This is a genomic window from Rhodopseudomonas sp. P2A-2r (assembly GCF_026015985.1).
GTDB lineage: Bacteria > Pseudomonadota > Alphaproteobacteria > Rhizobiales > Xanthobacteraceae > Tardiphaga.
In genome coordinates this window covers 4,376,339-4,389,840 of the sequence record NZ_CP110389.1, presented here as the reverse complement: position 1 = coordinate 4,389,840, position 13,502 = coordinate 4,376,339, and the positions used below count along the sequence as shown (strand labels likewise).

General features: G+C 64.5%; 10 protein-coding genes and 3 pseudogenes. 7 read left to right on the top strand and 6 right to left on the bottom strand.

Going from position 1 to position 13,502, the window contains the following annotated elements; translation table 11 throughout:
- Positions 1 to 36: 36 nt before the first annotated feature.
- The 3 genes from moaA to ONR75_RS21245 form a co-directional block, all read right to left on the bottom strand.
- Positions 37 to 1,071: a GTP 3',8-cyclase MoaA gene (moaA, locus tag ONR75_RS21255; RefSeq protein ID WP_265078998.1), complete on the bottom strand. Its 1,035-nt coding sequence runs from the start codon at positions 1,069 to 1,071 to the stop codon at positions 37 to 39.
- 98 nt (positions 1,072 to 1,169) lie between these two features.
- Positions 1,170 to 1,520 carry a hypothetical protein gene (locus ONR75_RS21250; protein WP_320109637.1) on the bottom strand — a complete coding sequence of 117 codons (351 nt, stop codon included), beginning with the start codon at positions 1,518 to 1,520 and terminating at the stop codon, positions 1,170 to 1,172.
- Between the two features lie 245 nt (positions 1,521 to 1,765).
- Positions 1,766 to 2,449, bottom strand: a complete 684-nt coding sequence (locus ONR75_RS21245; RefSeq protein WP_265078996.1) for an HAD-IA family hydrolase — start codon at positions 2,447 to 2,449, stop codon at positions 1,766 to 1,768.
- 172 nt (positions 2,450 to 2,621) lie between these two features.
- Here ONR75_RS21245 and rpiA point away from each other — a divergent pair.
- From rpiA to gor, 3 genes and pseudogenes are all read left to right on the top strand, one after another.
- Positions 2,622 to 3,319, top strand: a pseudogene (rpiA, locus tag ONR75_RS21240) (ribose-5-phosphate isomerase RpiA).
- 22 nt (positions 3,320 to 3,341) lie between these two features.
- Entirely contained in the window at positions 3,342 to 3,878 is a 537-nt protein-coding gene (locus ONR75_RS21235; RefSeq protein ID WP_265078995.1) for a DUF2059 domain-containing protein, read from the top strand.
- 28 nt (positions 3,879 to 3,906) lie between these two features.
- Positions 3,907 to 5,292: a glutathione-disulfide reductase gene (gor, locus tag ONR75_RS21230; RefSeq protein WP_265078994.1), complete on the top strand. Its 1,386-nt coding sequence runs from the start codon at positions 3,907 to 3,909 to the stop codon at positions 5,290 to 5,292.
- Here gor and ONR75_RS21225 read toward each other — a convergent pair whose 3' ends face one another.
- Entirely contained in the window at positions 5,293 to 6,249 is a 957-nt protein-coding gene (locus ONR75_RS21225; protein WP_413776531.1) for an alpha/beta fold hydrolase, read from the bottom strand.
- A gap of 116 nt (positions 6,250 to 6,365) precedes the next feature.
- On the opposite strand from ONR75_RS21225, the gene ONR75_RS21220 reads away from it, so the two are divergent.
- From ONR75_RS21220 to ONR75_RS21210, 3 genes and pseudogenes are all read left to right on the top strand, one after another.
- Positions 6,366 to 7,754, top strand: a complete 1,389-nt coding sequence (locus ONR75_RS21220; protein ID WP_265078992.1) for a class II 3-deoxy-7-phosphoheptulonate synthase — start codon at positions 6,366 to 6,368, stop codon at positions 7,752 to 7,754.
- Between the two features lies 1 nt (position 7,755).
- The gene (locus tag ONR75_RS21215; protein WP_265078991.1) at positions 7,756 to 8,109 is read left to right on the top strand and encodes a diacylglycerol kinase; all 354 of its coding nucleotides are present in this window, start codon (positions 7,756 to 7,758) and stop codon (positions 8,107 to 8,109) included.
- Between the two features lie 44 nt (positions 8,110 to 8,153).
- Positions 8,154 to 9,907, top strand: a pseudogene (locus ONR75_RS21210) (NAD+ synthase).
- Between the two features lie 153 nt (positions 9,908 to 10,060).
- Here ONR75_RS21210 and ONR75_RS21205 read toward each other — a convergent pair.
- Positions 10,061 to 11,221: a DUF2865 domain-containing protein gene (locus ONR75_RS21205; RefSeq protein ID WP_265078990.1), complete on the bottom strand. Its 1,161-nt coding sequence runs from the start codon at positions 11,219 to 11,221 to the stop codon at positions 10,061 to 10,063.
- A gap of 194 nt (positions 11,222 to 11,415) precedes the next feature.
- On the bottom strand, positions 11,416 to 11,724 hold the full coding sequence (locus ONR75_RS21200) for a hypothetical protein (RefSeq protein ID WP_265078989.1): 309 nt from the start codon (positions 11,722 to 11,724) through the stop codon (positions 11,416 to 11,418).
- A gap of 287 nt (positions 11,725 to 12,011) precedes the next feature.
- Here ONR75_RS21200 and cysS point away from each other — a divergent pair.
- Positions 12,012 to 13,405: pseudogene (cysS, locus tag ONR75_RS21195) on the top strand (cysteine--tRNA ligase).
- Positions 13,406 to 13,502: the final 97 nt, after the last annotated feature.

Sequence of the window (13,502 nt, the reverse complement as noted above, 5' to 3'; positions counted from 1 at the left end):
ACCAGGTTTTGCCCGGTCCCGGCAAGACAGGTAAAATCAGCCGCCCGTCACGCTCATATGCCGGCTGACGCTGGGCCGGTTGTGGCGGCGGTCGATGATGAAGTCGTGGCCCTTGGGCTTGGTGCCGATGGCGCTGTCGATGGCCGCGTTGAGCAGGTCGTTGTCGGCAGATGCGCGCAACGGCCGGCGCAGGTCGGTGGCGTCCTCGTGGCCGAGGCAGGTGTGGATGGTGCCGGTGCAGGTGATGCGCACCCGGTTGCAGGATTCGCAGAAATTATGGGTCATCGGGGTGATCAGGCCGAGCTTGCCGCCGGTCTCGGCAACCCGGACGTAACGCGCCGGACCGCCGGTATTGTCGGGCAGGTCGGTGAGGGTGTATCTGGCGGCGAGCCGGGCCCGCAGCAGCGACAGCGGCACATACTGATCGATGCGGCCTTCGCCGATGTCGCCCATCGGCATCACCTCGATCAGCGTCAGCGCCATGTCCTTGCCATGCGCCCATTCCATAAGTGCGGGGATCTCGTCCTCGTTGAGGCCCTTCAGCGCCACCGCATTGATCTTGACCGCAAGGCCGGCCGCGCGCGCGGCCTCGATGCCGGCCAGCACCTTGTCGAGATCGCCCCAGCGAGTGATGGTGCGGAACTTGGCGGGGTCGAGCGTGTCCATCGACACGTTGATGCGGCGCACGCCGCAGTCCGCCAGCTCATCGGCATATTTCGCCAGCAGCGAGCCGTTGGTGGTCAGTGTCAGCTCATCGAGTGCGCCGGTCGCAAGGTGCCGCGACAGCGAGCGCACCAACCCCATCACATTGCGCCGAACCAGCGGTTCGCCGCCGGTGAGCCGCAGTTTGCGCACGCCCTTGGCGATGAAGGCCGTGCAGAGGCGGTCGAGTTCCTCGAGCGTGAGCAGGTCGGCCTTGGGCAGGAAGGTCATGTCCTCGGACATGCAATAGAAGCAGCGCAGGTCGCAGCGGTCGGTGACCGATACGCGCAGATAGCTGATGGAACGGCCGAACGGATCCGTCATCGCGGACGGATTCGTCGCCTTCAACTGCTGTCCCAAATCCGCCATCGGTTTGCCTCAACGCCGTCTCAAGCTCTATGGAGCCAATGTAGGCATGGCAAGCGCCCGGCACAATCGCGCAGGACGATGTGTCGGACGCGTGGCGATCAGCGGGTCGGTGCCGGGAAGGGCGTTTCGGCGGCCGGAGCAGCAGCCGGCGCGGCGGCGGCAGGCTTGCGCCTCACCATTTTCCGTGCGGCGCGACGCGGCGGGGTCATCGGCTGAAGCTCGCCAACCACCGGATTCGGCTCAATCACCGTGGTGCCGGCGGTGAACATGTCGCCGGGATTCTTGGTGACCGACACCGGAACCGTCAACGGCTGGAACTTGGGCAAGGTGAATGTCACGCTGAAACCGCCGTCGGCGGTGACCGGAAGCGAGCAGGGCGTCTTGCAGGTTGCGCCGAGCGAGGTGCGCGCTTCCGCGCCTGGCGGAACGGATTCAAACTGAACGTTCACGGGCGGCGGCGCCGACCGGAAGGAATCCATGGAGAATGACGCGCAACCAGCAAGACTCATGCTGGCAACTGCAATTACGATGACTCGACGCATGTGTGACCCGTCTCTTTTGCGGCTGGCCGCAGTCCCCAGGTAACCATAGGAGCCTAGGTATTTTCGCGCAACCGTGCGGACAGGTTTCGTTAATCGATGGTTAACGTCGCCGGCTCCATGCTGGGTATGTGTAACCTAAGCAATTGGTTAGGCTATGCTTTGCGCGCCGTCGCCAGTTCTGCCACGGCGCCCGGCAGTTCGCGCATATGACCGATCAGCAGGTCCGGTTTGAGGTCGGCGATGGGGACATCGGTATAGCCGAACTCGACGCCGATAACCGGCACGCCGGCGCGGCGGGCAACCCCGACATCGGGGCCGGCGTCGCCCACCATGATCGCCGACGCCATGCTTCCGCCGGCGCGGGCAACGGTCTGCTGCAGGATGACCGGATTGGGCTTCGACACGCCAAAGGTGTCGGCGCCGCAGATCGCGTCGAATCGGGCGGTGAGCTCCAGCCGGTCGAGCAGCAGCTTGGACAGCCATTCCAGCTTGTTGGTGCAGACAGCAAAGCGGTAATTTTGCTCGGACAGCGCATTCAGCGCCTCCTCGAGCCCTTCGAACGGGCGGGAGAAGTCGGCAATATGGGCGGCGTAATGGTCGATGAAATCGGCGGTCAGGCGGTCGATGCCGGCCACTGTGGTGGTGCGGCCCTCCAGCTCTAGCCCGCGCTCGATAAGCTTGCGGGCGCCGGCGCCGATCATGTTGCGCGCCAGATGCATAGGGACCGGTGCAAGGCCCTCGCGGTCCAGCACGTAATTCAGGGCGTTGATCAGGTCCGGCGCGGTGTCCACCAGCGTGCCGTCCAGATCGAATACGACGATCGGCGAATGGCTCATGGAAGATCGCTAGCCGCCCTTTCGCCATCTGGCAAGAGAGGGTGGCTTCGGCCGGCGTCGGCGGCCGCCGTCACGATGCCTTGTAAGGGCCTGTTCCTCTGCGGCAAACAGCGCTAGATAAGCCGCCGCGTCACAGCGGCTCTGGCAACGCAACCGAGGACTTCGGCCCTTCATGACCATCGATGAACTGAAACGGCAGGCAGCGGCAAAAGCACTCGAATACGTCCGCGACGGCATGAAGCTCGGCCTAGGCACCGGTTCGACCGCCAAGCATTTTGTCGAACTGCTCGGCGAACGGGTGGCCGGCGGATTGAAGGTGATCTGCGTGCCGACATCCGAGGCGACGCGCGCCCAGGCCGAGAGCTGCGGCATTGCGCTGACGACGCTGGACGATGTGGACCGGCTCGACCTGACGGTCGATGGCGCCGACGAAATCGATCCGCAGCTGAATCTCATCAAGGGCGGCGGCGGCGCTTTGCTGCGCGAAAAGATCGTCGCAACCGCATCCGACCGCATGATCGTCATCGCCGACGAGACGAAATGGGTCGCGATGCTCGGCCGCTTTCCGCTGCCGGTGGAGGTCATTCCGTTTGGACTCGCAGCGACGCGCCGGGCCATTGTCGAAGCGTTCGCCCAAAGCGGCGTATCGGGGCAGATGGCGGTCCGGAACGGCAGCGACGGCCATGCTTTCGTCACCGATGGGGGCCACTGGATCATCGATGCCCATCTCGGGCAGATCCCCGACGCCCCCGTCTGGCCGGACTGCTCAGTTCGATACCGGGCGTCGTCGAACACGGTCTTTTCATCGGACAGGCCAGCATAGCCATGCTGGCGGGCTCCGATGGTATTCGCATTTTCGAGCGGCCGTAACGCCGCGATCAAGGAGAACAAGATGACGTATCGTTCGAACCTGCTGCTCGCCGCCGGCCTTGTCGCTGGCCTGGCCGGCGCCGCGCTTCCGGCCCATGCCCAGCAGCCGCCGCAGGCGGAGAGCCGACCGATCAAGCCGGCGTCGCCGGCGGCGATTGCCGCGGCCAAGGAAATCCTGACCCTGAAGAACGCCAGTGCCATGTACCAGGGCGCCGTCCCGAACATCGTGCAGCGTACCAAGGACACGTTGCTGCAGAACAATCTGAACTACCAGAAGGACCTCAACGAGGTTGCCGTGATCGTGGCGCAGACCCTGGCTGGCAAGGAAAAGGAGATCGGCGAGCAGATGGCGCGGATCTACGCCAGCGACTTCACCGAGCAGGAGTTGAAGGATCTCGTGACGTTCTACAAGTCCCCGCTCGGTCAGAAGCTGTTGGCGCAGGAGCCGCAGTCGATCGCCGCCAGCATGAACTACATGCAGCAGTGGGCGCAGCAGTTCTCGGAAGAGGTCAACGGCCAATTCCGCGCTGAAATGCGTAAGCGCGGCAAGGAAATCTGACGGGTAGCTGAATTTTCCGGAGCGGCACATGAGCGACTTCGACGTCGATTTATTCGTGATTGGCGGTGGCTCGGGCGGCGTGCGCGCCGCGCGGATCGCAGCGGGCTACGGCGCACGAGTCATGGTCGCTGAGGAATACAGGTTCGGCGGCACCTGCGTGATCCGCGGCTGCGTGCCGAAGAAGCTGATGGTCTATGCGTCGCATGTGAAGCATGAGGTCGAGGACGCCGCCGGCTTCGGTTGGACGATCCCGTCGGCGACCTTCGACTGGCCGACCTTCATCGCCAACAAGGACAAGGAGATCGCCCGGCTCGAGGGCATCTACACCGCCAATGTCGAGAAGTCCGGCGCGGCCATCGTCAAGGCGCGCGCCGTGTTCGAGGATCCGCACAGGCTGCGGCTGTCCACCGGCGAGACCGTACGTGCGCGCTACGTGCTGATCGCCACCGGCGGCGCGCCCAATCACGGGCGCGAAATTCCCGGCATCGAACATGTCATCTCGTCCAACGAGGTGTTTCATCTTCCGGAGCTTCCGAAGCGCATCCTGATCCAGGGCGGCGGCTATATCGCGCTGGAATTCGCCTGCATCTTCGCCGGCCTCGGATCCGACGTGACGGTGGTCTATCGCGGCGACAACATCCTGCGCGGCTTTGACGAGGATGTTCGCAGCCACGTGCGCGGCGAGATGGAAAAGGAAGGCATCACGATCCTGACCGGCTGTACCGTCGACAAGGTCGAGAAACACAGCCACGAATTCACGGCAACGCTGTCGAACGGGTCGAGCATTGCTGCCGATCAGGTTCTGTTCGCGATCGGCCGGCATCCCAACGTCGCCAACCTCGGGCTTGAGATAGCCGGGGTGGCGATCAACCCCGCCAATGGCGGAATCGCGGTCAACGAATTTTCGCAGACCAACGTGCCGCATATCTACGCGGTGGGCGATGTCACACATCGCACCAACCTGACGCCGGTGGCGATCCGCGAGGGCCATGCCTTCGCCGATACCGTGTTCGGCAAGCGCAGCGTGAAGGTCGATCACAGCAATATTCCGACCGCTGTCTTCACACAGCCGGAGGTTGGCACCGTCGGCATGACCGAAGCCGAAGCCCGCGCCGCATTCAGCCATGTCGACGTCTACAAGACCAACTTCAAGCCGATCAAGGCGACGTTGTCCGGCAGCGAAAGCCGCGTGTTGATGAAACTGATCGTTGTTGGCGTCACCGACGTGATCGTCGGCTGCCATATCGTCGGGCCGGAGGCCGCAGAGCTGATCCAGGTGCTGGGCATCTGCGTGAAGTTGAAGGCGACCAAAGCGGATTTTGACGCCACCATGGCGGTGCATCCGAGTGCGGCCGAAGAACTGGTGACCATGCGGACGCCGACCGCGCGGTACGTGCGCGAAGCGGCGGAGTAGTCACTCCGGCTCGCGTTGCAGCCACTCGGCCGCGCCGCGCCACAGCGTGTCGCGATGTTGCGGCCGGAAGAATCCGAAATGCCCGATCTTTGCTGCGCCGACGTCGGCCGGCGCGATGGTGGCGACCTCCGGCCGGATCGAGGTGAAGCCCGAGCACAGAAGGTCGACCGCCGGGCGGGTCGCCCAGGGGTCGTCGGAGAATGTCAGCGCGCGCAGCGCGCCGCGGTAGCGCGGGAAGTTCGACAGCGCACGCAGGCGGACGTCGTCGAACAGGTAGCGTTGGCTCATGACCCAGCGGACCCACTCCAGGAAGACGCCCTTCGGCAGATCCATGCCGAGCCCCGTTCGCGCCGGGGCATAGCCCATGAGCCGGGTCAGCGGGACGCCAACGAATTTCAGCAGGACATAGATGCGATAGCGCTCCGGTGCGGTCATCAGGCCCCAGTAGCCGGCCTGTGCGGCGACAAACAGCGCGCGCGCAACCTCGGTATTGTTGGGCAGCAAACCCAGCGCCTGGCCGCCGAAGGAGTGGCCGACATAGCCGAGCGGCATGGTGTGGTAGCGTTCGCGCATCCAGCCGACCGCTGCCGTTGCATCCAGTGCCGCCCAGTCGGACATCGAGGCCTTGAAGCCGACCAGGGATCTCGACCGGCTGTTGCTGGCCGGCGATGGCTGCCGGGAATCGCCGGTGCCGCGATAATCATAGGTCAGCACGGCGCAGCCGCGGCTGGCGAGGTAGCTGGCAAATCCCCGGTAGATGCGGCGCGGCACCGCGGTGGCGGAGTTGATCAGGACGGCATGGCTCCTGGCGCCGCGGGGCAGGTACAGGGTCGCGCCGAGCGGATATCCGTCGGTGGCGGGGAAGGTAATATCGTCGACGAAGACGTCGTCCAGCGCAGCCTCGACCACCTCGCATTCTCCCTGCGGCAGAAAGCCCAGCAAATGCGAATTTGGCATTGGCTGCAAGGGGTTGTCTCGCGGGACCGATTTCCAACTGGCGATCTCCGGCCAGCCTGTGTATAACGCGGCCTCCCGACGCCTGCCCAATGGCGCGGATTTCAGGAGTTGAAGCGATGGCTGAGCGGTGGACGCCCGATAGTTGGCGCAGCAAGCCCGTGCAGCAGATGCCGGTCTATCCGGATCTGAAGGCGCTGGGCGATGTCGAGGCGCAGCTTGCGACCTTTCCGCCGCTGGTATTTGCGGGTGAGGCGCGCAACCTGAAGAAGGCGCTGGCCCGAGTCGCAAAGGGCGAGGCTTTCCTGCTTCAGGGCGGCGATTGCGCCGAGAGCTTTGCCGAGCACGGCGCCAACAACATCCGCGATTTCTTCCGCGCCTTCCTACAGATGTCGGTGGTGCTGACCTATGCCGGCGCGGTGCCGGTGGTGAAGGTCGGCCGCATCGCCGGTCAGTTTGCCAAGCCGCGTTCGTCGCCGATGGAGAAACTCAACGGCGTCGAACTACCGAGCTATCGCGGCGACATTATCAACGACATCGCCTTCACGGCGGAATCGCGCACCCCGGATCCGCAGCGCCAGCTGAATGCCTATCGGCAGTCGGCGGCGACGCTCAACCTGCTGCGCGCTTTCGCCACCGGTGGCTTCGCCAATCTCGGCAGCGTGCATCAGTGGATGCTCGGCTTCCTGAAGGACTCGCAGCAGTCGCGCCGTTACAAGGAGTTGGCGGACCGGATTTCCGACGCGCTGAATTTCATGCGCGCCTGCGGCCTCAATCTGGAAAGCCACCCTGAGCTGCGCTCGACCGACTTCTACACCAGCCACGAAGCGCTGCTGCTCGGTTACGAGCAGGCCTTCACCCGCGTCGATTCCACCACCGGCGACTGGTACGCAACATCCGGGCACATGATCTGGGTCGGCGACCGTACCCGACAGCTCGACCATGCCCATATCGAATATTTCCGCGGCATCAAGAACCCGATTGGCCTGAAGTGCGGCCCGTCGCTGAAGCCGGACGAGTTGATCAAGCTGATTGACGTCCTCAATCCCGACAACGAACCGGGCCGTCTCACGCTGATCAATCGTTTCGGCGCGGACAAGGTCGGCGACCATCTGCCGGGGCTGATCCGCGCCGTGCAGCGGGAAGGCCGCAGCGTGGTGTGGTCGTGCGATCCGATGCATGGCAACACCATCACCTCGAACTCGGGCTACAAGACCCGGCCGTTCGATCGCATCCTGTCCGAGGTGAAGTCGTTCTTCACCATCCACCAGGCCGAAGGCACCCATGCCGGCGGTGTGCACCTGGAAATGACCGGCCAAAATGTCACCGAATGCACCGGCGGCGCGCGCTCGATCAGCGACGAGGACCTCAACGACCGCTATCACACGGTCTGCGATCCCCGCCTCAATGCCGAGCAGGCCATCGACATGGCGTTCCTGATCGCGGAGCTGCTCAAGCAGGACCGCGCCGGCAAGGACGAGCCGCTGCCGGTCGCGTCGGGGCTGTGATTTGACCCGACTCTGGCGGGCGCTGATCAACACCTGGAACGGGCTGACGTTCGCCACCCGTTCCGAGCAGGCGATTCGCGAGGAGCTGTTCGCGCTGCTCCTTGCGGTACCGCTGTCCCTGCTGATCGGCACGACCGCCGCCCGCCGCCTCGAACTGGTCGCGGTGGTGCTGCTGCTGCTGACCGTGGAGCTGCTCAATACCGCCATCGAGAAGCTGGCCGACCGCCTCACCACCGACCATGATCCGGCGATCGGCCGGGTCAAGGACATGGGCTCGGCGGCGGTTGGCGTCGCGCTGGTGATCGCCGGCCTGACCTGGCTGTTCGCGCTCGGCGAACGCATAGGCATCTTCTAGCGTCGGCAATTGTGCAAGGGGCGCCCGTCGGGCACCATATGGCCATGACAAATTCCGCCTCCTTCATCATCACGCTGGCCCAGCTCAATCCGACGGTCGGCGACATCACCGGCAATGCCGCTTTGGCGCGCAAGGCCCGCGCCCGCGCTAACGCCGATGGCGCCGCTCTGGTGGTGTTCTCCGAATTGTTCATCGCCGGCTACCCGCCGGAGGATCTGGTGCTGAAGCCGTCGTTCCAGGCGGCCTGCCGCGCCGCCATTGAGGAGTTGGCGCGCGAGACCGCCGATGGCGGCCCGGCCGTGCTGATCGGTTCACCCTGGGTCGAGGACGGCAAGCTCTACAACGCCGTCGCCTTGCTGGATGGCGGCCGCATCGTCACGTTGCGGTTCAAGTCCAACCTGCCCAACTACGGCGTGTTCGACGAGAAACGCGTGTTTTCCCGCGGTCCGGCGGCGGGGCCGATGACCGTTCGCGGCATCCGGGTCGGCGTGCCGATCTGCGAAGATACCTGGATGGAGGAGTCCACCGACTACGAGAACGTGGTCGAGTGTCTCGCCGAGACTGGGGCGGAAATCATTGTCGTTCCGAACGGCTCGCCCTATGCGCGCGGCAAGACCGATATCCGGCTGTCGATGGCGGTGGCGCGGGTCACCGAGAGCGGGCTGCCGCTGGTCTATCTCAACCAGGTCGGCGGCCAGGACGAGTTGGTGTTCGACGGCGCATCCTTCGTGCTGAATGCCGACTGCTCGCTGGCCGCACAGCTGCCGTCCTTTGCCGACAACATCACCACGCTGCAGTTCACGCGATCCGCAGAAGGCTGGCGCTGCGCGGGGCCTTTCGCGCCGGTCCCCGAGGGGGACGAGGGCGACTACGCCGCCTGCGTGCTGGGCCTGCGCGACTATGTGCAGAAGAACGGTTTTCCGGGCGTGCTGATGGGCGTCTCGGGCGGCATCGATTCTGCGCTATGCGCGGCGCTCGCTGTCGACGCGCTCGGCGCGGAGCGGGTGCGGGGGTCATGCTCCCGTTCCGTTTCACGGCGCAGGTCTCGCTCGACGACGCCGCGCAACTGGCCGAGCGGCTCGGCATTCGCTACGAGGTGCTGCCGATCGCAGAGGCGGTCAACGGCTTCGAAAGCATCCTGTCCGGCACCTTTGCCGGTCTGCCGCGCGACATCACCGAAGAGAATCTGCAAGCCCGTACCCGCGGCACGCTGTTGATGGCGATTTCCAACAAGACCGGCGCCATGGTTGTGACCACCGGCAACAAGTCGGAAATGTCGGTGGGCTATGCCACGCTCTATGGCGACATGAATGGCGGCTTCAATCCGATCAAGGACATCTACAAGACCGAGGTGTTCCGGCTGTGCAGCCTGCGCAATCGCTGGAAGCCCGAAGCCGCGCTGGGTCCCACCGGCGAGGTCATTCCGGTGAACATCATCACCCGGCCGCCGACCGCGGAATTGCGCGAGAACCAGACCGATCAGGATTCGCTGCCGCCCTATGACGTGTTGGACGGCATCCTCGAGCGGTTGGTCGAGCACGAGGAGCCGCTGGCAGACATCATCGCCGCCGGTTTCGACCGCGATGTGGTGCTGCGCATCGACCGACTGCTCAACATCGCCGAATACAAGCGTCGCCAGGCAGCGCCCGGCGTGAAGGTGACGCGGAGGAATTTCGGCCGTGACCGGCGCTATCCGATCACGAACAAATTCCGGGATCTGGCGACGCCGCCCGCGAAGCCCGACGACTCGTTGGTATCACGGGCGAGCAAGGGATCTGCGGAAGCGTTCGAGGGGTAAGGCGCCTCACACTCCGCTGTCGTCGCACGGCCGGCGCGCAATTGCGCGCCGGCCGTGCGACCCAGTAAACGCCGTATTTTGTGATGAAGCCGCGAAAGTCGTGTTTACTGGGTCCCCGCATGCGCGGGGACGACAAGCCGCACGCGGGAAAACTTATCGCGTTGTCGGAATGAATGTCGGTCCCACCGAACGGATCGGCTTGTTGGGATCGGCGGGCGTCGCAGGCGCTGCTGCTGGGGTCTCAGCGGGCGCAGCGACCGGGGCAGGGGCGGCGCCCTTCTTCAGTGAGGCCGGCGTGCCTTTGGCCGGCGGCTGCGACATTTTCTTGGCGCGCTCTTCGGTGACGATAATGTCGCCGTTTTCCGCCGCGGATTTGTCGTCGATAGCTTTCAGCGCATCCGACCAGGTCTGCCCGGCCGCCTTGCAGGCGCAGGACGGATTGAATTCGGTGCGATATTTGAAGGCGTTCGGCGACGACGTGTAGGGCTGGCCGGTGATCGATACCGCCGCGTTCATATCCTCGCCGGGATTGCGATAGCTGAACAGGTTGGCGTCGGAGGCGGGGCACAGCGCCTTGCAGGTCTTCTCGTCGTCTGCGAAGCGGCTCTGTACGGTGGCGAAGGAAATCGGGAAATAGAAGCCGTCGCAGGTGCGCACGCAGACGGTGCGATAGGTGCCGGACGGCGCGCCGGCAACGGGTCCCAGCGGCGCAGCGTCGGGACTGGGCTCGTTGTTGCCGAACAGGTTGTTGAGGAAGTTGCCCGGACCGGAGTTCGGCTGCGGCGCGCGCGCGGCCGCGGCGTATTGAGGACCGCAATTGTTCTGCGCCAACGCCAGCAGCACCGAACGGCGCTGGCTGTCGCGGTCGGAACTGCCGGGGGTGCCGACGCGCAGCCGCTCGAGATTGCCGGTGATCTGATCCAGATTTCCGCGCATCTGCTGAATCTGGTTGTTGACCGGCCCGCACTGCGCCGACTGGCCGTTGAACAGCGAGAAGAAGCCGGAGCTGTCGCAGCCCATGCGCTTGGCCTGTGCGGTCACGCGGTCTAGTTCGTTCTGCTGCTTGGAGGCGGCATCCTCGTAACGGCGGATCTGGTCGGCCTTGGCGGGATCGCCGCCGCCGCGGTCGATGGTGGCCAACTGGCCCTCAAGCCGCTGGCACATCGGATTGGCGCCGGGCGCGGCGGCCTGCGGCGGCGGTCCCGGTGGGGGCAGCCCCTGCGCGGTCGCCGCAACGTTCAACGTCGCCCCGCCGATCAGCACGGTGGCAGCGAAAATCCAGCGGGAAAGGGAGAGGTTAAAGGTGTCAGACATGTCCGGCCAATGCAACGAGTCAGAGACAATGCGGCGCGGAGAAAGCTTCACACAACCCACACCCGGCAGCGGATAAACGCAACAAAACCGCAGCGACGCGGCTCCCACATAGCCGCTTCTCGCGGCAGCGTCACGTCGTTTCCGGGGCTTCACTGTGGCGGGGACAGGCTCGTCCACCGCCACATGGTTGATGCTCAGCGCTGGCAGGTAATCGCGACGTACTCGTTGCATCCGCCGCGGCCGCAATTGCCGCCGATGGGCTGCGGAATCGATCCGGTCACCTCATCGGGATCGACCCTGCGGAATGCCGTGGCCTGGGCGAATTCGCGCGACTGGCAATAGGATCGCGCGGCAGACGCACCGCATTTCTCACCATTGGCCAGGCACTGGTCGATACCGTAGCCGTCCGCCTGGTTGGCGATGATGAAGACACGGGAATCGGCAAAGGCTGCGGACGCGGTCAAAACGAAAGTGGCCGTTAAAAATGCGGAAATCGAGTTCATGACACACCAAATGAATGAGAGAATAACCCTCACCGGATAGACGAAAAAGGTTAAAAATCATTAACCATGGCGGGGCGTAGGTCCCAATCGTGGCCAAAATCTGCCCGCGGCTGTGCGGTTGTCAGGTATTGACGGCCGGGCCCCGGCTGCCGCATGGTGCCGGCATGAACGGTTCTCTCGCCATTTGTGGCATTTGCCGCGAGATTACGAGCTAGCGATTCGCTGGCTGAGGCCGTCTTTTCTCACACGAGATCATTGGACGCCCGGCCTCAAGGGACGGGAATTCCATGGATTTGCGACTTTATGATACCTTGTCTGGAGAGAAGCGCGTCTTCGCGCCGATCGATGCTGACAACGTCAGAATGTATGTCTGCGGGCCGACGGTCTATGACTTCGCCCACATCGGCAATGCGCGCCCCGTTATCGTGTTCGACCTGCTGTTCCGGATGCTGCGTTACATCTATGGCCCGGACCAGGTCACCTATGTCCGCAACATCACCGACGTCGATGACAAGATCAACGATCGCGCGACCCGGGACTTTCCCGGGCTGCCGCTGAACGAGGCGATCCGCAAGGTCACCGAGAAAACCCTTGTGCAGTTTCACGCCGACGTCGATGCGCTCGGCGCATTGCGGCCGACCTTCGAGCCGCGCGCCACCGACTTCGTGCTGCCGCGCGCCGATGGCAAGACCGACATGGTGACGCTGATCAAGGAGTTGATCGCGCGCGGCCATGCCTACGAGGCCGGCGGCGAAGTGCTGTTCGATACCCAATCGATGCCCGACTACGGGCGGCTGTCGGGCCGCAAGCTCGACGAGCAGCAGGCCGGCGCGCGCATCGCGGTGGACGCCCACAAGAAGCATCCCACGGATTTCGTGCTGTGGAAGCAGTCATCGGCCGACGAGCCTGGCTGGGAGAGCCCGTGGGGCAGGGCCGTCCCGGCTGGCACATCGAATGCTCGGCCATGTCAGCGGCCTATCTCGGCGACGTCTTCGATATCCATGGCGGCGGGCTCGATCTGATCTTCCCGCACCACGAGAACGAGATTGCCCAGTCGCGTTGCGCCCACGGCACGCAGGCGATGGCGAACTACTGGATGCACAACGGCTTCCTGCAGGTCGAAGGCGAGAAGATGTCGAAGTCGACCGGCAATTTCGTCACCATCCGGGAGTTGCTCAACGACTGGCCCGGCGAGGTAGTTCGCCTCAACATGCTGAAGACGCACTATCGTTCGCCGATGGACTGGACGCTGAAGGGCATGGAGGAGAGCGCCAAGACCCTCGACGATTGGTACTGGGTCGCGGCCGACGACAGGGGCGGCCACCCGTCGACCAAGGTGATGGAAGCGCTGTCCGACGACCTGAATACGCCGCAGACCATCGCGGCGCTGCATGGCCTGCGCAACCTGGCGGCGGCCGGCGACGACAAGGCGCGTGGCAAGTTCGCGGCATCGCTGCGCATGCTCGGTTTTCTCAACGAGAGCGCGGCGGACTGGAGCGCGCGTAAGCAGCAATCCAGCGGCATCGACGCGGCGCGGATCGACGCGCTGATCGCAGACCGTACCGCTGCGCGCGCGCGAAAAGATTTCAAGGAATCCGACCGCATCCGTGACGAACTGGCGGCGATGGGCGTGACCATCAAGGATTCCAAGGACGGCACCACCTGGGAGATCGCGCGATGAGCAAGCCGGACACGCCGTTTCCCCGCCACTGGCGTTACTACATCGCGATCAAATGGCTGCTGATCGCCGGCGCTGTCGCGCTGGCGCTCAAGCTCGT